This is a genomic window from Pandoraea sputorum (assembly GCF_000814845.2).
GTDB classification, from domain to species: Bacteria; Pseudomonadota; Gammaproteobacteria; order Burkholderiales; family Burkholderiaceae; genus Pandoraea; species Pandoraea sputorum.
Genome location: NZ_CP010431.2, coordinates 2,798,767 through 2,819,258, shown reverse-complemented (window position 1 = coordinate 2,819,258; position 20,492 = coordinate 2,798,767). Strand labels below are relative to the sequence as shown.

Here is a 20,492-nt window from a genome sequence, read left to right as displayed (position 1 = left end):
GGTCATACCAACCGCCACCCCAACCCCAATACGGGGGCGGTGGAGGTGGTGGAGGTGGTGGAGGCGGTGGAGGCGGTGGCGGATGTGGTCCGGGCCCCGGCCCCGGTCCGGGAGGTGGCCCGGGCGGGTGCGGTCCGGGTCCAGGTCCGGGGCCAGGTCCGGGGCCAGGTCCGGGGCCAGGTCCGGGCGGGTGCGGTCCAGGTCCAGGTCCGGGTCCAGGGCCAGGTGGGTGCGGGCTAGGATTGGGCGACGGATTTGGGCCGGGGTTCGGATGCGGCTGAGGTCCCGGTCCGGGCGGTTGTCCGCCCCCGGCGTTGGCGTGCATCGCGCCATCGCCCCCAAGACCGCCACCGCGCGTGGCACCACTCAAGTTGCCTTGCTGTGCTCCGCCGCCGTGGAACCCGCCACCTCCGTGGAAGCCACCACCACCGCCACCGTGAAGGCTGGTGCGCGCGCCGCCCCGAAAACCGAAGCCATGACTGGCCGTGGACGTCAGGACAAGCACCGTCGCTGTGGCAACGCACGTGGCACGAGCCAAAGTGAGGACGCCGGCTTTGCCTGCCTTCGCCGACGCGATTGCCGAAGAGGTCGTTCGCTTCATTGCTGACCTCCTGCGGCAGACGGCGGCCGCATCTCGATGTGTTGCGCGCCCGCCGGGGCCTTGTAAGTGAAGGTCCCCGAGGGGAACGTCGGATTCACATCCCAGCGGTAATTCACGGAATGTCGCGGACGTGACGGTTGCGACGTATCCGTGATCACGAAGCGGCATGGCAGCGGGCGCGAACCGACCCGAATCCAAAGCTCCCAGTCGACGTCGGGCTGCTGGAACGCGTAATGGTTGCACCACTCGCCGCCCACGCGGTCAAGGCCGATGAATAGGGCCGAACGCAATTGCCTGGCATCGTCCCGGTCCATCCCCCAATAGAAAAGATCGGCCAACGGCAGGCCGACCTGATATTTCTCGTCGATATCGCGAATCAGCTCGTCGATGGTCGGTGGCGCGCTGGCCTGACTGAAATACCGCTTGCCTTGCGACTCTTGGTAAAGCGTGAAGGTTTTGCCGTCGTAGACGAACCCGCGATTGCGTGCCTGACCCGTCACGACGGCGCGGACCTTATCGGGGCGTTGAACGGAAAGCTCTGTTTGGTGAAGAAAACCGACATTCTGTCCAGTACTCAACACGGCATCGGTCACGGTATCCGCGTGTACCTGAAATCGCTTGAGCGAACGCAAATACCGACTCATTGTCGTCAACGCATCGACAGCGCCTTGCTGCATTTCCGGCATGCCTTGTACTGGCAAAGCACTGTCCGATTCGGGGGCCTGTGCCAATACTGGTGCGGCGGCTAGCAGCGCGCCCGTCAGAAGGACCAGCCTGACACTACGGGGTGATTGCCGCCGGATTTTTCGTCGGGAGAATGAAAAGAGCACTGTGTGACCTCATTCGAATGGTGGAATTGAACGGGACGACCAACACGTGCGGACGCGACGCCAGATGGCGTGCAAACATGAATTGCAGGCAATACCGATGCGGCATGGCGCGAGGTATGTAAATTCAGAATAGTGATTCGGATTGCAAACTGTCAAGCTGCGAAGCCATCATCCAAACGGCTTAAGAATTACTTGAATCTCATGAATAATTTTGTAACAAGCTGTATCGGAATCGATGCAAAAACGAAATCTATTACCCTATGAATCGTCAAGAAAGGTTGATCTACATCAAAGTACGATATTTGCAGTCCCCATATTCAGGGAGTGTTAAGGGATTTCGTGAGAATTTGTCGATAATTTTGATTACGTAAGTCGATGATGGAATTTGGTATGCAATTCGAAAGAGACTTGCGGCTTTGAATTATTTTGTTACTATCCGATGGAAACATCCGGGTTTCTACGCAGTCGGCAGAATGCCTGGTGTTTTAGTTTGGATAATTAACTAATTTGCGAAACCGATTGCATTAGCTGCGATCGGCATTTGCATACATCGATAACAAAAGGACTCAGCATGAAGCTCACGAACGCCATGATTCTGGCCGGTCTGTTGTCGTTGGGGACGTTGGCGCACGCACAGGATGCGGCGCGTCCGGCGCCGATCGTTGCGGGCGACGTCGTCGAATTCCGCACGACGTTGCTGGGCGTGGACGTCAAGAATCGCACCATTCAGGTGGCCGACGATAACGGCAAGCCGGTCACCTTCATCGTTGGCCCGGATGTTCATAATTTCGATCAGATTCGCAAGGGCGACAAGATCATTGTGGCGTTCAAGCGCTCGGTCGCCATTTCCGTCGCGCCGGGCGACGGCATTCGCAGCCGCGTGCTGACCGAAGGGGCCGACCGTGCGACGCCGGGTCAAAAGCCCGCCGCCGATGCCGCGCGCAATCTGAAGGTCGTGGCGACGGTGCAACGTATCGACCGCAAGTCCAATGTCGTGACGTTGCGCGGCCCGAACCGCACCGTCGACGTGAATGTGGAAGATCCGAAGCTGCTCGAAGGCGTGAAGGTAGGCGACTCCGTGACGGTGAACTACACCGAAGCGATTGCCGTGGCCGTGACGCCGGATCCGTCAGCAAAGAGCCGCGCCAAGAAGTGGGTGCCGCCCGCACCTGCTTCGGCCCCGAAGCCCTGAAGTCGCTTCACCCGGCGGCTGCGCCGCGCAGCGCGCAGTCGCATTGACCGTTGTGTCCCCGGTCAGCCGATGTTGGCTCGCCGGGGCGCGATACCCCCCAATACGGTAAGCACCCGGAGATCGCCATGGCACGGTCCGCCTTGCAGTTCGACGATGCAACCTACGCTGCCTTGCTTGGCGCCGCACGCGATGCGGACGCCGCACACCCCCACAACAACCCCGCCTTCCTCGATGCCTTCCTGACGGATGCATGGAAAGCCGCGCGCCGGATCTACGGTGCGCAAACCTATCTGCGTTTCATGGCGCAGGCCGGTGTCACGCGTCGTCCCAGCGCCGGTACCGTGCAAAAAGCCATCGTGCGCGCCCGCGCGCTGTACGAGGCCCCGGTCATCCCGGCCTTTGGGGGAATATCCGTCGCAGGGCATGCCGTCTGGGCGCAGCAACTCGAACAGAATCTGGCACGTGCCATGACGCTGCTCGACGCGATGCCCGCAAGCCACGGCGCGGTCGGTGACGGTGTCGCCGACGTGGCCGACGCCATGCGCCGCGTGCAGCATCTGGAAAGGGAAAATCTGGAGCTACGCGCGCGTCTGGCGCAAATGACGGTGGCCGCCGCCTATGCTCGCGAGGCACTGGGCGAGACGCTCACCGTGTTTGCGCCGCATGTCATGCAGCAGGCGAGCAGCCTGGGGCGTCACGGCGTCTGACGCACGAGTTGAGTCGGTGTCGTTGCAGCGGAAGACGTGGCGGGTGGCGTACCGGCGGCACCCGCGTCTTCACGATAGCTCACCGAAAAGCCGAACGCGTTGAAGCCGTTCGCGCTGTGTGCCCACACCGTACCGCCGTGCATTTCCGCAATGGCCTTGACGATGGCCAGCCCAAGGCCGTGATTCTCACGGCTATTGGTGCGCGACGCTTCTGCGCGGTAGAACCGGTCGAACAAATGTTTGAGCACGTCCGCCGGAATTTCCGCCCCCGGATTGACGACTTCGATGCGCACGTGACGGGTGCGGTTCGGCTCGACGGCGGTGGCGGTGTCGGGGATCCCGGTGGTAATGCGCACGTCGATATTCGCCCCGGGCGCGCAATGCTCGATGGCGTTCATCACCAGATTGGCCAGCGCGCGGCCGAACAACGCCTTGTTGACTTGCGCGAACGCGCTGCCGTGCAGCCGCGCAGTGACTTGCGCTTCTTCCAGCGGAAACTCCAGAAATTCCAGCGTATGCGCGGCTTCGCTCGCCAGCGACACGGCGGTCAGTCCCGTCGCGCGTTCGCCCTGATCGGCGCGCGAGAGGAACAGCATGTCGTTGATGATGGTGCGCATGCGGCCGAGTTCTTCTAGGTTCGATTGCAGCAACACGCGCAGTTCCTCGACCGGGCGGTCGCGCGTAAGGGCCACTTCCGTCTGTCCGATCAGGATGGTGACCGGCGTGCGCAATTCGTGTGCAACGTCGGCATTGAACGATTCCAGGCGTTCGTAGGCACCGTCGAGCCGGGCCAGTGCGCCGTTGAACGAGTGCGCGAGCTCGTCCAGTTCCACGGGCAGCGAGCGGGTCACGAGCCGTTGCGAGCGGTTGTCCGGCCGGATCTCGGACGCTTCGCGCGTGAGTCGCGTGAGCGGCGAGAGGCCCAGGCGCGTCACCGAGTAGCTGAGCAGCAGCACGCCCAGCGCGCCCAATCCGGAGAGTGCCGCGAGACTTAGCCCGAATGCGCGTAGCGTCTGCTCGTTGGGGAATAACTGGCCGCGACTTGCAGTGTGACGGCTGGCCGCGCACCGTAAGGCGGAAGGATCTCACGGGTCGTGAGCATGTCGTCGCCACCGACGTCCGGGCTCAGGCGCACATAACCGTTGGATAGCCGTTTGACGAACATGCCACTGACAGGCGTGCCGAACGTGTACCTTGGGTCGTCACTGGAGACGGCGTACGTCGTGGTGCCGTCGCGCGGGGTCATGTCGCTCAGTTTTTCCCGCACGATCTGCCACTTCTCGGGCGTGGCGCCGTGATAAACGATGATGTGCGCGATCTGCGCGCGGTCGTCCAGCGACTCACGCAGGTGCCGTTCCAGTTGAACGCGCAACACCAGATACAACGCCGCACCGACGAGCGCAAACACCGACAGCGCCACGACGGCGAACATGGCGGCAAGGCGGCGGGAGATCGAGTGTTTCACGGTGACGTCGCTGGCGTGGAGGGCGGGGCGCTCAGGCCTCGCGCACTTCCAGCACGTAGCCCATGCCGCGCACGGTGTGCAGCAGCTTGGTGGTGAAGGGGCCGTCGAGCTTGGCGCGTAGCCGTTTGATGGCGGTCTCCACCACGTTCGTATGGCTGTCGAAGTTGACGTCCCAGACCAGTTCGGTGATGGCCGTCTTCGAGAGAATGTCGCCCTGACGGCGCGCAAGCACCGACAACAACTGGAATTCTTTCGCGGTGAGATCGAGCCGGTGCCCGTCGCGCGTCGCCCGGCGGCCGATCAGATCGACGAACAGGTCGCCTACCGAGATCAGCGTCGACTCCTGCACGCGCGTGCGACGGGCGAGTGCATGCAAACGTTCGACCAGTTCGATGAACGAGAACGGCTTGGTGAGGTAGTCGTCGGCCCCTTCGCGCAGGCCGCGTACCCGGTCGTTCACATGGTCGCGAGCGGTGAGCATGATGACGGGCGTGGACTTTCGCTCGCGCAGCGACCCGAGCACGGCAAAGCCGTCGCGCTTAGGCAGCATGACGTCAAGCACGATGACGTCGTAATCGAACTCCAGCGCGAGGTGCGTGCCTTCTTCGCCGTCGAGCGCAACATCGACCACCCAGCCTTGCTCGGTCAGCCCCGAGCGCAGATAGTCCACTACCTTTTGTTCGTCTTCAACGATCAGCACTTTCATGTCGTCACCTCATCTTTGCGCATTATACGAGTCAGAGGATGTCTCCGAGGGCTGCCATCCGCCGCCGAGTGCTTTGACCAGCGCCACCGACAGCACGAGTTGCTGTCCCCGGATCTGCACGTCCTGACGCTCGCTCGCCAGCGCCGCCTGCTGCGCCGTAATCACGCTCAGATACGCCGTCAACCCGCCCGAATACCGGTCGTTCGCCAGACTCAGGAGGCGCTCGGCGTCGACCACGGCCGCGTGCGATTCCTGCGCGGCGGCATTGAGGACCGACAGGCCGGTCACGCCGTCCTGCACCTGCTGGAAGGCGGTGAGCACGGTCTGACGGTAGTTCGCTTCCACGGCGCGATAGCCCGCGCTGGCGTAATCGACACCCGCCTGACGCCGTCCGCCGTCGAAGACGACCTGCGACGCCAACGTGCCCAGCGTCCACAGCAGGCTGGGGGCAGACAGCAGGTTGGCGAACTCGGTGCTTTGCCAGCCGATGCCGGGATTCAGGATCAGGCTAGGAAAGAAGGCCGCTTTCGCCACGCCGATCTGCGCGTTTGCGGCGGCCATGCTGCGCTCGGCCGAGGCCACGTCCGGACGCCGTTGCAGCACATCGCTCGGCACCCCGAGCGGAATCTGGGGGAGCGTTGCAGGCAGCACACCCTCCGGAATTGAGAACGTTGGCGCTGGCACGCCAACGAGTGCGGCGATGGCATGCTCGTACTGGTCGCGTTGCTGATGCAGCAGGCGAGCCTGTACGCGCGTGGTGTCGAGTTGCGATTGCTGCTGGAGGACGTCCAGCCCGGAGACCGCGCCGAGGTCGTGTTGCGCGCTCACGTAATCGAGCGCCTTTTTCTGCAAGATGACAGACTGGTCAAGCACCTTGATCTCGGCGTCGATCGCGCGCAACTGGAAGTAGCTGGTGGCGAGCTGTGTCGTGAGGACCAGCCGCGCATTCGCCAGATCGTCGCCCGCTTGTTCGGCGGACGCCTTCGCACCTTCGACCTGACGGCGAATCCGGCCGAACAGATCGGTGTCGTAGCTCACGCCCAGTCCCAACTGAACGTTGTTCTGCACCGTCGACATGCTGCTCGAGGAGTAGCTCGTGACCGGGCGATTCGCCGAGATGCGCTGACGCGCCAGCCCGAACGAGGCATCGACTTCCGGCAGCCGCTGTGCCGAGATGCCGGACAGCGTCGCCTGTGCCTGATCGTAATGTGCGACGGCGGCGGCGAGCGTCTGGCTCTGTGCGAGCGCCTTGTCTTCGAGGGCGTCGAGCGCCGGTTCGTTGAACGCTTTCCACCAGTCCGGCTGCATCGCAGCACGCGACGGTTGCGCGACCTTCCAGTAACCGTCTGTTTTCCAGACGGGCGGGGTCGAGACTTTCGGACGATGGTAGTCCGGGCCTACGGCGCATGCGCTCAGCACCGTGGCGACGGCGAGCAGCGTTGCGCTGAGCCGGATGCCGCTTTGGCGGTGACGCCGGCTGTCGTGATCCATGCGGTTCACGATTGGTCTCCCTGCGCCTTGGCTGCGGGTTTGGTGCCGCCTTTGGCCTCAAGCGCCTTGGCTTGCACGTGGTCACCGTCGTCCACCGAATCGCTCGGATTGACGATCACGCGGTCGTTGGGCGACACGCCATCGGCCAGTTCCAGCGTCTGTCCGAGATCCTGCGCGATCACGATCTTGTGCAGATGCACGACGCCCTGATCGTCCACGACCGCCACACGCGGGCCTTCGGCGCGGAACAGTAGCGCGTTGGATGGCACGCTCAGATGGGGTTGCACGGCGCCGGGCAGCGCGAGTTGCACATACGCGCCGGGGCGCAGTTTTCCGTCCGGATTCGGCAAGGCGGCTTCGATCTGAAGCGAACGCGTCGCCACGTCGATGGCGCCGGACACGTGTGTGATCTTGCCCTGGAAGTGCTGTCCGGGAAGTTCGGCTTGTGTCACGACCACCGGCTGACCGACGGACACGCTCTGCGCATAGGCCTGCGGCACTTGCACATAGACACGCAGCGGGTCGGTCTGCGCCAGCGAGAACATTGCCTGCGCGCTGCCGCTACCCGCCGCGATGAGATCGCCGACGTCCACATTTCGCTGCGTGATCACACCGTCGAACGGGGCGACGATACGCTTGAACGATTCCAGTTGCTGAAGTCGTTTGACGTTGGCGTCGGCCGCAGCGAGATTCGCTACGCCCTGGGTGTAGGTGCTCTGACGTTCGTCCAGTTCCTGCTGCGACACGGCATCGCGCTGACGCAGTTGCTGCCATCGGTCAAGCGATGACTTGGCCAGGCCAAGGCTGGCGTTGATCTGATTGCGCTGGGCGATGGCCTGCGCCAGTTCCTGATCGATTTCCGGCGTATCGAGGTCGGCGAGCAACTGACCTTGTTTGACCTTCGCGCCGATGTCCACGTAGCGATGCAGCAGATAGCCCGTCGCACGGGCGTAGATGGGGGACTCCACCGCACCGCGCAGGGTGGCGGGCAGCAGCGTCTCGCTGGCGGCGGTGGCTTGTGGCGTCACCACGCTCACGAATTGCCTGGCGTTCTGTGTCGTCACGCTGGCGACGGCACGGCGTTGCAGGACGTTGGAGATGGTGGTGCGCGCAGCACCTGCGACCAACAGCAGGGCCACGATGATCAGCACGACCTTCGCGCGACGGAACTCGCCGTGACGCGGAGGCAACTGCCGGCCGTCGGCAGGATCGTGCTCTGGAATAGCCAGTTCGGCGTGATGTTTCTCGGTCATGTCGTTCAACCCGTCAAATCTTGATATCTGGTGTGCGAAGTGTCGGTCGCCGTGCCTTACTAGCTGGCGTTATCGTTGTCGTCACTATGGTCGCCATGCGTCGGCATGGCCGTGTTCCCTGCGCGACGCGCCTTGCGGCGCACGAGTCGCGTGTGCACGCCTGCGAAGACCAGGGGCACGAAAAATAGCGTCGAGACTGTGGCAAACATCAGCCCGCCGATCACGGCGCGGCCGAGCGGCGCGTTCTGTTCTGCGCCTTCACCCAGACCGAGCGCCATCGGCACCATACCGATGATCATCGCGAGCGCCGTCATCAGCACGGGACGAATCCGGCTCGCCCCGGCTTCGAGCGCCGCCTTGAGCGGTGCCATGCCAGCTTCCATCCGTTGCCGCGCGAACGCCACCACGAGAATACTGTTGGCGGTCGCGACCCCCATGGTCATGATGGCCCCCGTGAGCGCGGGCACCGACAGGCGCGTGCCGGTGAGGAACAGCATCCAGACGATGCCGGCCAGCGCGGCGGGCAGGGCGCTCACGATGATCAGCGGATCGACCCACGACTGGAAATTCACCACGATAAGCAGGTAGACGAGCACGATGGCCATGGCCGCCCCGATGCCCAGCCCCATGTACGAGCTTTGCATCGTGCTGACCTGGCCGCGCACCACAATCTGGCTGCCGCGCGGCAGATCCTGACGGGCCTGTGCGACGAGCTTGTTGATATCGCTCGCCACGCTGCCCAGATCCCGGCCTTCCACGCTCACGTAGAGGTCGATGACCGGGCGAATGTTGTAGTGGCTGACCACGGCGAATTGCTGCGTCGGCTCCACGTGCACGAAGTTGGCGAGCAACTGCGGCTGACCGTTGTTGCCCGTGCCCGCCACCGGCAGGCGCAACAGATCGTCGATAGAGCTGATGCGGTACTGTGGCGACTGGACCGCGAGGCTGTACTCCACGCCGTTCTGCTCGTTGAACCAGAAGCCGGGCGACGTCTGCGAACTGCCCGAGAGCGAGATCAGCACGTTCTGAGCGACGGCATTGGCGTTCAGGTTCAGTTGCTGCAAGCGCGTGCGGTCCATATTCAGATGGATCGTCGGTGCGTTGACCCGTTGCTGAATATGGGTGTCGACCGTGCCGGGCACCTGACGCACCTGCTTGAGCAGTTTGGTCGCGACATCGAAGTTCGCCAGTTGCTGATTGCCGCTGATCTGGATGTCGATGGCGGCGGGCAGACCAAAGTTAAGAATCTGCGTAACGATGTCCGCCGGTTGAAAGAAGAACTCCACGCCGGGGAAGCGCTGCGGCAGCAGGGCGCGCAGCTTGTCGATGTACTCCGCGCTCGGACGATGGTCGGGCGTGAGCGCAATCTGGATCTCGCCGTCGAGCGTGCCGATCGTGCCCGAGTTGCTATACGAGAGGTTGATGCCGCTGTACGGCAGACCCAGGTTGTCGAGGATCGTTTCGAGTTCGTTGGCTGGCACGACCTCGCGCACGACCTTCTCGACCTGATCGGCCAGACGCGCCGTTTCTTCGATGCGTGTGCCGGTCGGTGCGCGCATGTGCATGCGGATGTTGCCCGCGTCGACCGACGGGAAGAAGTCCGCACCCAGCGCGAACACCAGTCCCATCGACAGCACGCAGAACGCCAGGAAGCCTGTCGCGAAGACACGGCGGCGCACCAGCAGGGTGGACAGCACGACGATGTATGCCGCGCGCATGCGCTCGAAGCTGGCGTCGAAGCGCCGGTAGATGCGGCGGAACACGTCGGGCTTCGCGTTCGGATCCGTGGGATGCGCGTGCCCCATGAGCAGCATGGCGAGCGTGGGCACCAGCGTACGCGAGAGCACGTACGAGGCGAGCATCGCGAACACCACCGCCTCGGCCAGCGGCACGAACAGGTAACGCGCCACTCCCGTCAGGAAGAACATCGGCACGAAGACGATACAGATACACAGCGTCGAGACGAGTGCGGGGACGGCGATTTCCCCGGCGCCGTCGAGAATCGCCTGATGTAGCGGTGTCCCCATGTGGAGGTGTCGCTCGATGTTCTCGATGGTGACGGTCGCATCGTCGACCAGAATCCCCACGGCTAGCGCCAGTCCGCCCAGCGTCATGATGTTGATGGTCTGCCCGAGCGCATGGAGCGCGAGCAGCGATGACAGGATCGAGAGCGGAATCGAGATCGCGATGATGCAGGTGCTTCGCCAGTTGCCGAGGAACAGCAGAATCATGGCTGCCGTAAGGGCGGCGGCGATCAGCGCTTCGTGAATCACACCCTGCACGGCGGCTTTCACGAAGACCGACTGATCGAACAGGGCCGCGATGTGCAGGTCGGCGGGCAGGGCGGCGCGCGCCTCGGGCAGCAGCGCCTTCATGGCGTCGACGACAGACAGCGTAGACGCATCGCCCGTCTTCATGATCGACATCAGCACGCCCCGCTGGCCGTTCTGACGCACGATGTTCGTCTGTGGCGAGAAGCCCGTGCGAACGTGGGCCACTTCACGCAGATAGGTCGTTGCCCCATTCACGGTGCGCACCGGAATGTTGTTCAGTCCCTCGACCGTTGGCGGTGAGCCGTTCATGTCGACGGTGTACTCGCGGGGCCCGATCTTCGCCGTGCCGGTCGGCAAGATCAGATTCTGTGCGTTGACGGCGGCGACCACGTCCTGCGCCGTCAAGCCCTTGGCGAGCAGGGCGCGTGAGTCGATGTCCACCGAGATCAGTCGCGTCTTGCCGCCGTACGGATACGGCACGGCGGCTCCCGGAATCGTCACCAGTTGCGGGCGCAGGAAGTTCAGTGCCGTATCGTTGAGCGCCGGTTCCGACAGGCTGGGGCTCGACAGGCCCAGTTGCATCACCGGAATCGACGAGGCCGAATAGCTGATGACGAGTGGCGGCGTGGCGCCGGGGGGCATCTGCTTGACCTGTGCCTGCTCGACCGCAACGACCTGTGCGATGGCTGTCTGAATATTGGCCGTCGGTTGCAGGAAGATCTTGATGATGCCGATGCCGGGAAGCGATTGCGACTCGATGTGCTCGATGTTGTTGACGGTGGTCGTCAGGCCGCGTTCGTTGCCGGAGATCATCCGATCGGCGATGTCCTGTGCGGACAGGCCGTTATAGGTCCAGATGATGCTGATGACGGGGATGTTGATTTCCGGCAGCACGTCGACGGGCGTGCGCAACAGCGCGAGCGGCGTGGCGAGCAGGATCAGAATGGCCATCACGATGAACGTGTATGGCCGTTTGAGCGCAACGTTGACAATCCACATGATTCAGACGCGCTCGGGCGCAGTCACAGGCGTACGGACAAGGGCGGCGCCAGCAACGCGCACGCGGGCGCGCCATCGGTACCGGAAGGAACGCCGCCATGTTATGGGTGCACCCCCAACGCCAAAATGGCGCGAATATGGCGAAATTGACAGAATTCGCGACGCCGCCCGGAAACCCCCGTCCCATAAGGCCCGACACACCGCCATGTCGATGAGAGTGGCATATTACGGCGTGTTGCGTTATAAAGTTGTCACACTAAAAGTCGCCGTCCGATAGCCTATGGTCCGCCCGAGGACCGGGCGTTGGCGGGCGACAGCGTCACGAACTCCAGTCCCACGCAGGCAAGCAATGACCGAACGTCCGACGTCTCCTCCTCCCGAACCGCAGCCGGTTTCCGGCAAAGTGACCCGCAGCGCCATCTTCCTCGTCGCCACGATTCGCGACGACGAGGCCGCCCACGCCGCCGTGCGGGGCTGGTGTGCCGATGTTGCCGCGTATGTCCGATCCGTGGGCAAGCGTGTGCCGAGCGGCAATCTGACCTGTGTGGCGGGTTTCAGCGACAGCGCATGGGACCGCCTGTTCGGCGATCCGCGTCCGGCCGAGCTGCATCCGTTCCGTGAATTCGGCGCGGGGAAGCGCCACGCCCCGGCCACGCCCGGCGATCTGCTGCTGCACATTCGTGCCGAACAGATGGACCTCTGCTTCGACCTCGCCACGCTCTTGCTGAACAAGCTGGGCGACGCGGTGAGCGTTGTCGACGAAGTGCACGGCTTCCGCTATTTCGACATGCGCGCGATGATTGGCTTCGTCGACGGCACCGAGAACCCGGAAGGCCAGGAGGCGCTCGACTTCACGGTCATGGGCGACGAGGACCCCGAATTCGCGGGCGGCAGCTATGTGCTGGTGCAGAAGTACCTGCACGACATGACGGGCTGGAACGCCCTGCCCGTGGAAGTGCAGGAACGCATCATCGGGCGAACCAAGTTCTCGGACGTGGAACTCGATGAGGACGTGAAACCGAGCAATTCGCACAGCGCCCTGACCACGCTCGAAGTCGACGGCCGTGAGGTCAAGATCCTGCGCGACAACATGCCGTTCGGTCGCCCGGGATCGGGGGAGTTCGGCACGTTTTTCATCGGATACGCGCGCTCGCCGTGGCCCATCGAGCAGATGCTCGAGAACATGTTCGTCGGCAAGCCGCCCGGTAATTACGACCGCTTGCTGGACTTCAGCACGGCCGTGACCGGCGGGTTGTTCTTCGTGCCATCGGCCCCGCTGCTGGAAGCACTTGCCGACCGTGCGCCACAAGCGGCCGCCACCGAATCCGGCCACGTTATCAAGACGTTGATCGACGCACAGCCTTCGGGCGTGCAAGTGTTCGACGCCGCTACCGCTTCTCATCAGGCGAGTCCCGCAGTTGCGGACGGCTCGCTGCAAATCGGATCGCTCAAAGGAGTTTCTCAGGCATGAATAACCTGCATCGCGAACTGGCCCCCATTTCGAGCGCCGCATGGGCGCAGATCGAAGAAGAAGTGGCCCGAACGTTCAAGCGCACCGTCGCTGGCCGTCGTGTTGTCGACGTAAAGGGGCCGGGTGGTCTCGCTCTCTCGGGCGTGGGCACTGGCCATCAGAAAGCGATCGATGCACCGCTTGACGGCGTGAGCGCGCGTCAGCGCGAAGTCCTGTCGCTCGTGGCGCTACGCGTACCGTTCGAACTCTCGCGTGAAGCCGTCGACGACGTCGAGCGCGGCGCGAACGACTCGGACTGGCAACCGGCCAAAGACGCCGCAATCAAGCTGGCGTACGCCGAAGATCGCGCGATCTTCGACGGCTACGAAGCGGCCCGCATCACGGGCGTGCGTCAGGGCACGTCGAACCCGGTGCTGCCGCTGCCGGACAGCATCGCCGATTATCCGACGGTTATTGCCAAGGCGCTCGAACAACTGCGTCTGGAAGGTGTCGACGGTCCGTACAGCGTGCTGCTGGGCGCCGACGCCTATACCGCCGTGGCTGAAGCCAACGATCAGGGCTATCCGATTCTCGAGCACATCGGCCACATCGTGAGCGGCGAGATCATCTGGGCTCCGGCCATCGACGGCGGCTGCATCGTCTCGACGCGTGGTGGTGACTATGAAATGCACATCGGTCAGGACATCTCGATCGGCTATCTCGACCATACAGCCACCACGGTTCGACTGTATCTGGAAGAGACGTTCACGTTCCTGATGCTGACGGCCGAGGCCAGCGTTTCGGTCGGTAACGCCAAGCCTGCCGGCGCTAAGAAAAAGTCGAAGTAACGCGTCCAAGTCTTTGACGACGCAATAAAAAACGGCTGAAGGCGGTGCACCGCTTTCAGCCGTTTTTCTATGCCGCGGATCTGGCGGCAATCGCTCAGTTGGCGGCAGGCGATGACGCCGTAGGCGGTGCCGCCGGTGCCGTGCTGTTGCCCGACGGTTCGCCAGCCATCGGCTTTTCGATGATCACGCGACGGTTGTCGCGCGCAATCACCTTCATCGGCAGATTCAACGTCTGTAGCACGGCGAACTTGTCCGGATCGACCAGCGCGAGCGCCTTGGGATCTTCCATCCAGACATCCACGAACTTCTCAAGCGTCGGCACCCAGCTGTCCGGGGCCTGCGAAATGCCGAACTCCAGTTCGTCTTGCACGGCAACCATGATCATCGGCTGACGCAGGTAGTAAGGCATGGTGTGGTCGAGCGTGCCGACCGAGTAGAACGGCGTGTCCGGTCCCAGGCGATCCATCTCTGCACGCACTGCCGGTACCAGATCGATCCCCGAACTTCCGCGACCGAACGCTTCGTGACCCGAGCCACCGATCATCACGAAGGCCAGCCACGTACCCGCAAACGCGATGAGTGCCTGCTTGGTACTGCGGGTGCTCAGCCAGCGGGTGATGCCGATGCCGATGAGGCCGACGATGCTCGCCGCATACAAGTAGTACGAGAACGTACGGTACGCCTCCACAGGGTTACGGCTGTCCGAGTGATGAGACAAGAACACCAGACACGTGACGATCGTCGCGATGAACAGCACGACAGAGACGACGAGGTGCTTGCGCAGTGACTCTCGCGTCATGGTGGCCAGACCGAGGCCGAACAGCATCGCGATGGCCGGGACGATCGGCAGCACATACGAAATGAGCTTCGAGTGCGACAGCGAGAAGAAGCAGAAAATGAAGACGGCCCACACGGCGATCATCAGCACCGGGCGGAAGCCATTCGCCTGACGCGGCACGGCGCGCGAACCGGCAATCGCGCGCGGGATCGTCGAGAGCCAGGGCAGGAAACCGATCAGCAGCACGGGCACGAAGTACCAGAGCGCGCCCGGACGATGGTGGTCGGGCTTCAGGAAGCGGTTGAAGTGCTCGTTGATGAAGAAGAAATCGAAGAACGACGGATTGCGCGACATCACCGCAGCAAACCACGGCACCGTGATGGCCAGCATCACGATCAGGCCGCTGACGATGTGCAGGCGCTTCCATAAGGCCCAGTCACGCGCGATCAGCGTGTAGATGACGAGTACGGCACCGGGCAGGACCACACCGATCAGCCCCTTGCTCAGAATCGACAAGCCCATCGCCGCCCAGCACAGCCACATCCAGTTGCGGGTTTGCGTGTGGGTGAGACCCGGGCGTTGTGCCAGCAGCAGCGCGCACAGGACCAGCGTCATCATGAACGACAAGCCCATGTCCAGCACGTTGAAGTGGCCGAGCAGGCTCCACAGCGGGGCGCTTGCCAGTGCCAGCGCGGCGAACAGACCTGCGCGGGCGCTGAACACACGACGGCCCGTGTATCCCACGAGCAGCACGCCGCCGAACCCGGTCAGCGCCGTCCACAGGCGCGCCTGCCAGTCGCCCAGCCCGAAGACCATGAACGTGAGGGCGTTCATCCAGGTCTGGAGCGGCGGCTTTTCGAAGTACAGATAGCCGTTGTAACGCGGCGTGACCCAGTCGCCGGTCGCCAGCATTTCGCGCGCCATCTCGGCGTAGCGGCCTTCGTCGCTGGGAATCAGATGGCGCAGGTTCAGGACACCGAACCAGACCAACGCGAACATGGCGATCAGCCAGAGCAGGGCGGCGGGGGAAATCGGCCAGGGTTCTAACCCGGCGTCACGTTGAGGACGTGTAGACATGAATACGAGGCTTCCGGTCTTGAGGATGAATTGAGGTCGTTGGGTGTTCGGTTCAGGACTGACGCGGCTGACCAGACCCACCGGCCTGCGCATCGGGCGCATCGGGTGAGGCGGCGACATCGGGATTCGGCAGCGTGACCCGGACGTGCAGCCCACGCGGCGGCGACAGGCGCGCGTCTGTCAGATGCACCTGCCCGCCGAGGCGGTCGACGATGGCGCGCACGATCGCCAGCCCCAGTCCGGTCCCGTCGCCACCGTGTTCGCGTGGTTCGCGGTGATCGGTGGCGCGGTAAAACGCATCGAACACGCGTTCGCGCTTGTCGATGTCGATCCCGGGGCCTGAGTCGATCACGTCGATCAGGACATCGGCGCCCTTGGCCGACAACTGCACGGTGACGGTGCCACCGGCAGGCGTATAGCGTACGGCGTTGCCGACAATATTGCTCAGCAACGTGACGATGTCGCGCTTCGACCCTGCAACGCGTAGGCCGGAGCGGCGCGGCACACCGGTCGACGCGTCCGACAGATCGAGCATGATCTGCTTGCGATCCGCCAGCACGAACACATCTTCGAGCGCTTCGTGCACAGCAGGGAGCAACATCAGGGGATTGGCCGGAACGGTCGGCGCGCTCTGGGCCCGGGCCAGCGTCAGCAACTGTTCGATCAGCGTGCGCGTGCGATGCAGCCCGCTCTTGAGTTTGGTCAGGCGGTGACGCGTTTCGGCATCGAGCGCCGCCGGAGCGAGTGCCCGGTCGAGGTTCTCGGACTGAATCACCAGCGCGGTGACCGGCGAGCGCAGTTCGTGCGCGGCGTCCGCCACGAAACGGCGTTGCTCGTCGAGCGCCTTGGCCAGCCGCGCCAGCAAACGGTTGATCGACACGATGAACGGCTCGATTTCCGTGGGTGCGCCTTGCGTGTCGAGGCCGCGCAGATCGGTATCGCGGCGCTTGTCCACTTCGGCGGCCAGTTGTTGCACGGGCCGCCAGGCGCGGCGCACCGTCAGCACAATGGCGGCGATGAGCAGCGGCAGGAATCCGACGAAGGGCATTGCGGTACGCAGTCCGCTATTGCGCGCGATTTCGTTGCGGCCTTCCGTTGGCTGCGCCACGACAATGCGCAGGTCCGGTTCGATGGTGCGCACGAAGGCGCGCCAGGTATGGTCGCCGGTGTTGACGGTGTGGAAGCCGTCGGACAGCGTCACGGGAAAGGTACCGCCAAGGCGCTGAACGGTGAGACGGTAGTCGTGATCCTGAATCGGCAGACCGTGCATGGCCGAATCGGCACCGGCCAGATTGCGCGTGTCGACGAGCGCGGCGAGTTGCAGCAGTTGGTCGTCCTGAAACCGATAGGCTTCGCGAAAGGCCGCACCGTACGAGACGAAGCCCGCGACGATGGCCAGCCCCAGCGCGCAGGCCGAGAGCGTAACGACGAGCCGTGACTGCAACGAACGCATCATGCCTTGGGCACCAGCCATCCTGCACCGCGGATGTTGCGAATGACGTCGGCGCCAAGCTTCTTGCGAATCGAATGGATCAGGAAGTCGATCATATTGCTCTCGATCTCTTCGCCCCAGCCGTACAGGCGATGTTCGAGCGCGTCGCGCGAGAGGATCGTGCCGGGGCGCAGCATCAGCGCGTGGAGCAGCGCGTATTCGCGCGCGGACAGAACGCAACTGTTCTCGCCGTACGTCGCCTGATGCGTTGCCGGATCGAGTGCAAGCGCGCCGTTGGTCAGCACCGGCACGGCCACCCCTGCGTGACGTCGGATGACCGCGCGCATTCTGGCGAGCAACTCACCCACTTCAAAGGGCTTGACGACGAAATCGTCTGCCCCGAGATCGAGGCCCTGAATGATGTCCTCCGCGCCGTCGCGGGCGGTAACGACGATGATCGGCGTGCGCCCGCCAGCGCCGCGATGGGCGCGCAGTACGTCCCAGCCGTCCCGACCGGGCAGACCGAGGTCGAGCAGCATGAGGTCGTACGCATGAGCGGCGAGGGCGGCGAGCGCGGCGTCGCCGTCGCGACACCAATCGGCGGCGTACGAGGCGTCCTTGAGCGCCTGCATCATGGCCTCACCGATCATGGCGTCGTCTTCTACAAGCAATATCCGCATGGGTTTCCGAACGCATTCTGGCGTGCTGGGATCAGCCTACGCCTAATCCGTGCCATCCACGGATGGATGGCACGGGCGCACGATAGCGCGCGAAACTTAGGAGAAACTTAGCTCGTGCGCGTGTGCGTTGGCGCGACTATGCCATGCAAACACTTCATCAATCAATGACTTAGCGACGATTCCTCAAGTGCCGTGATGGCTGGGGCCGTTTCCGTGCCCCAATGCAAACGGGCCGACATTTCGTCGGCCCGTTCATTGGAGGCATTTTCCTGGTGCGCGAATCCGTCGGAATGCGGGCAGCGAGTGGGACTTACTGCGCGCGAAGCGTCTTCGCTGCGGCGACCATGTTTTGCAGCGCCGGAATGACTTCCGCCCACTGACGCGTCTTCAGTCCGCAGTCGGGGTTGACCCACAGACGTTGCGCCGGAATGCGCTCGGCGGCCTTCTTCATGAGCGAGACCATGTGATCCTGCGTCGGGATGTTGGGCGAGTGAATGTCGTACACACCCGGTCCGATCTCGTTCGGGTACTGGAACGAGTCGAACGCGTCGAGCAGTTCCATATCCGAGCGCGAGGTCTCGATGGTGATCACGTCGGCATCCATCTCGGCGATGGCTGCGATGATGTCGTTGAACTCCGAATAGCACATATGCGTATGGATCTGCGTGTCGTCCTGCACGCCGTTCGCCGTGATGCGGAACGACTCGACCGCCCAGTGCAGATAGGTCGCCCATTGCGAACGTCGCAGCGGCAGGCCTTCGCGCAGCGCCGCTTCGTCGATCTGGATCACGCGCACACCGGCACGCTCCAGATCCAGCACTTCCTCTCGGATTGCGAGTGCGAGCTGGAAGCACGAGACCGAGCGCGGCTGGTCGTCGCGCACGAACGACCAGTTCAGAATTGTGACCGGACCGGTCAACATGCCCTTCATCGGCTTGCTGGTCAGGGATTGTGCGTACTTGATCCACTCGACCGTCATGGCCTTCGGACGGCTGATGTCGCCGAACATGATTGGTGGCTTCACGCAGCGCGAGCCGTACGACTGCACCCAGCCAAATTGGCTGAACGCATAGCCTTCGAGCTGCTCACCGAAGTACTCGACCATGTCGTTGCGTTCGGCTTCGCCGTGCACCAGCACATCCAGCCCGAGCGCTTCCTGCTCACGCACGCTGCGCTCGATTTCCTTTTTCATCGCAGCCACGTAACTCGCTTGATCCAGTTCGCCCGCTTTGTACTGGCTGCGGGCGTTGCGGATCTCGGCCGTTTGCGGGAACGAGCCGATGGTCGTGGTCGGGTAGCGCGGAAGGTTCAGTCGCGCGGCCTGCTTCGGTGCCCGTTCGGCATATGGACGCTTGCGACGACCCAAGGCGGCTTCGATCCGTTCGACCGCCGTCTTGACGGCCGGGTTGTGTACGCGCGGCGACGCACGGCGGCTGGCGATGGCGGCGGCATTGGCGCGCAGTTCGGCGGCCACAGCGTCGCGTCCTTCATTGATGGCGCGGGCCAGCACCGTCACTTCAGTGAGCTTCTGTTTGGCGAAGGCGAGCCACGACCGGATCTCGGCGTCGAGCTTCTGTTCGCTGTCCAGATCGACTGGCACGTGCAGCAGCGAGCACGACGGCGCGATCCACAGACGCTCCCCCAGGCGTTTCGCCATCGGCTCCAGCCAGTCCAACACGGCCGCCAGATCCGACTTCCAGATGTTGCGACCGTTGACCACGCCGACCGAGACGACCTTGTCCGTCGGCAGCGCAGCGATGACCTCGGCGACTTCACGTTGCGCATTCACTGCGTCGATGTGCAGACCGTCGACCGGCAGGCTGCACGCCAGTGGCAAGTTCTCTTGCAGTTCACCGAAGTACGTGGCAAGCAGACGTTTGACCGGCGCGGCGGCGAGCGCGGCGTAGGCGGTTTCGAAGGCTGTCCGCCATTCGGCATCCAGTTCGGTGACGAGGATCGGCTCGTCGATCTGCACCCATTCCACGCCTCGTGCAGCGAGCGTCTCCAGCAGTTTCACGTAGACGGGCAACAGGCGCGGCAGCAGCGCCAGCTTGTCGCTGTCGTCTTTCGACTTGCCGAGCCACAGGTACGTGACAGGGCCGACGATGACCGGCTTGGCCTTCACCCCGGCGGCGCGCGCTTCGGTGAGTTGCTCGACGAGGCGCGACGCGTCCAGTGTGAAGGTCGTGTCCGCGGCGAACTCGGGGACGATGTAGTGGTAGTTCGTGTCGAACCACTTCGTCATCTCGCCTGCTGCAACACCGCTGCAGCAGTCGGCGTGGGCTTCGGCGTGTACTTCGGCGCTCTGGGCCGAGCGGCCACGGGCCACGCGGAAATAGTTGTCCAGTGCGTCGCCGTGAAAGCCTTGTACGCGCTTGGGTAAATTGCCCAGCGTGAAGCTCATGTCCAGTACGTGATCGTAGAACGCAAAGTCGCCGACCGGGGCCAGGTCCAGCGCCACCTGATCCTGCCAATGACGCAGACGCAGTGAGGCACCGAGCGCCTTCAGTTCGTCGCGCGACGATTGACCCTTCCAGTACGCTTCCTGACCGAACTTCAGCTCACGCTTCGCGCCAATGCGCGGGAATCCCAGATTGTGTGTCTTTGCCATGTTCTCTATCGACCCTTGTCACTGGAGGAATTGATACGGTGACATCGATCATAGAGATTTCAATTCATGAATGAAAATGGTCTTATTTCTCGATAACGT

General features: G+C 63.4%; 13 protein-coding genes and 1 pseudogene. 4 read left to right on the top strand and 10 right to left on the bottom strand.

Annotation, left to right across the window (positions count from 1 at the left end):
* Positions 1–597: 597 nt before the first annotated feature.
* A complete protein-coding gene (locus NA29_RS12445) occupies positions 598–1,302 on the bottom strand; it encodes a DUF2092 domain-containing protein (protein WP_150777260.1) in 705 nt (234 codons plus the stop codon).
* Positions 1,303–2,002: 700 nt separating this feature from the next.
* Here NA29_RS12445 and NA29_RS12440 point away from each other — a divergent pair.
* On the top strand, positions 2,003–2,623 hold the full coding sequence (locus NA29_RS12440; protein WP_052252883.1) for a hypothetical protein: 621 nt from the start codon (positions 2,003–2,005) through the stop codon (positions 2,621–2,623).
* Positions 2,624–2,748: 125 nt separating this feature from the next.
* Positions 2,749–3,330: a hypothetical protein gene (locus NA29_RS12435; protein WP_039398516.1), complete on the top strand. Its 582-nt coding sequence runs from the start codon at positions 2,749–2,751 to the stop codon at positions 3,328–3,330.
* Here NA29_RS12435 and NA29_RS12430 read toward each other — a convergent pair.
* From NA29_RS12430 to NA29_RS12410, 5 genes and pseudogenes are all read right to left on the bottom strand, one after another.
* Positions 3,318–4,795: pseudogene (locus tag NA29_RS12430) on the bottom strand (heavy metal sensor histidine kinase). The gene NA29_RS12435 and the pseudogene NA29_RS12430 overlap by 13 nt on opposite strands.
* Positions 4,796–4,826: 31 nt before the next feature.
* Positions 4,827–5,501, bottom strand: coding sequence for a heavy metal response regulator transcription factor (locus tag NA29_RS12425; RefSeq protein ID WP_039398512.1), 675 nt, complete (start codon positions 5,499–5,501; stop codon positions 4,827–4,829).
* Positions 5,502–5,510: 9 nt separating this feature from the next.
* A complete protein-coding gene (locus tag NA29_RS12420; RefSeq protein WP_052252882.1) occupies positions 5,511–6,992 on the bottom strand; it encodes an efflux transporter outer membrane subunit in 1,482 nt (493 codons plus the stop codon).
* A 5-nt stretch (positions 6,993–6,997) separates the two neighbouring features.
* Positions 6,998–8,245 carry an efflux RND transporter periplasmic adaptor subunit gene (locus NA29_RS12415; RefSeq protein ID WP_039398511.1) on the bottom strand — a complete coding sequence of 416 codons (1,248 nt, stop codon included), beginning with the start codon at positions 8,243–8,245 and terminating at the stop codon, positions 6,998–7,000.
* Positions 8,246–8,304: 59 nt separating this feature from the next.
* On the bottom strand, positions 8,305–11,517 hold the full coding sequence (locus NA29_RS12410) for an efflux RND transporter permease subunit (protein WP_052252881.1): 3,213 nt from the start codon (positions 11,515–11,517) through the stop codon (positions 8,305–8,307).
* 349 nt (positions 11,518–11,866) lie between these two features.
* On the opposite strand from NA29_RS12410, the gene NA29_RS12405 reads away from it, so the two are divergent.
* Together NA29_RS12405 and NA29_RS12400 are read left to right on the top strand one after the other, a co-directional pair.
* On the top strand, positions 11,867–12,988 hold the full coding sequence (locus NA29_RS12405) for a Dyp-type peroxidase (RefSeq protein ID WP_039398509.1): 1,122 nt from the start codon (positions 11,867–11,869) through the stop codon (positions 12,986–12,988).
* A complete protein-coding gene (locus NA29_RS12400) occupies positions 12,985–13,815 on the top strand; it encodes a family 1 encapsulin nanocompartment shell protein (RefSeq protein WP_039398507.1) in 831 nt (276 codons plus the stop codon). Before NA29_RS12405 ends, NA29_RS12400 begins: the two co-directional genes overlap by 4 nt.
* Before the next feature lie 94 nt (positions 13,816–13,909).
* Here the strand turns inward: NA29_RS12400 and NA29_RS12395 are convergent, their stop codons facing one another.
* The 4 genes from NA29_RS12395 to metE all read right to left on the bottom strand — a co-directional run bounded on the left by NA29_RS12395 (position 13,910) and on the right by metE (position 20,393).
* Positions 13,910–15,670 carry a glycosyltransferase family 39 protein gene (locus NA29_RS12395; protein WP_039403279.1) on the bottom strand — a complete coding sequence of 587 codons (1,761 nt, stop codon included), beginning with the start codon at positions 15,668–15,670 and terminating at the stop codon, positions 13,910–13,912.
* A 52-nt stretch (positions 15,671–15,722) separates the two neighbouring features.
* Positions 15,723–17,144 carry a sensor histidine kinase gene (locus tag NA29_RS12390; RefSeq protein ID WP_052252880.1) on the bottom strand — a complete coding sequence of 474 codons (1,422 nt, stop codon included), beginning with the start codon at positions 17,142–17,144 and terminating at the stop codon, positions 15,723–15,725.
* Positions 17,123–17,782, bottom strand: coding sequence for a response regulator transcription factor (locus NA29_RS12385; protein WP_039398505.1), 660 nt, complete (start codon positions 17,780–17,782; stop codon positions 17,123–17,125). The genes NA29_RS12390 and NA29_RS12385 overlap by 22 nt, the downstream gene beginning before the upstream one ends.
* Positions 17,783–18,092: 310 nt before the next feature.
* The gene (gene metE / locus NA29_RS12380; RefSeq protein ID WP_039398503.1) at positions 18,093–20,393 is read right to left on the bottom strand and encodes a 5-methyltetrahydropteroyltriglutamate--homocysteine S-methyltransferase; all 2,301 of its coding nucleotides are present in this window, start codon (positions 20,391–20,393) and stop codon (positions 18,093–18,095) included.
* Positions 20,394–20,492 lie beyond the last annotated feature (99 nt).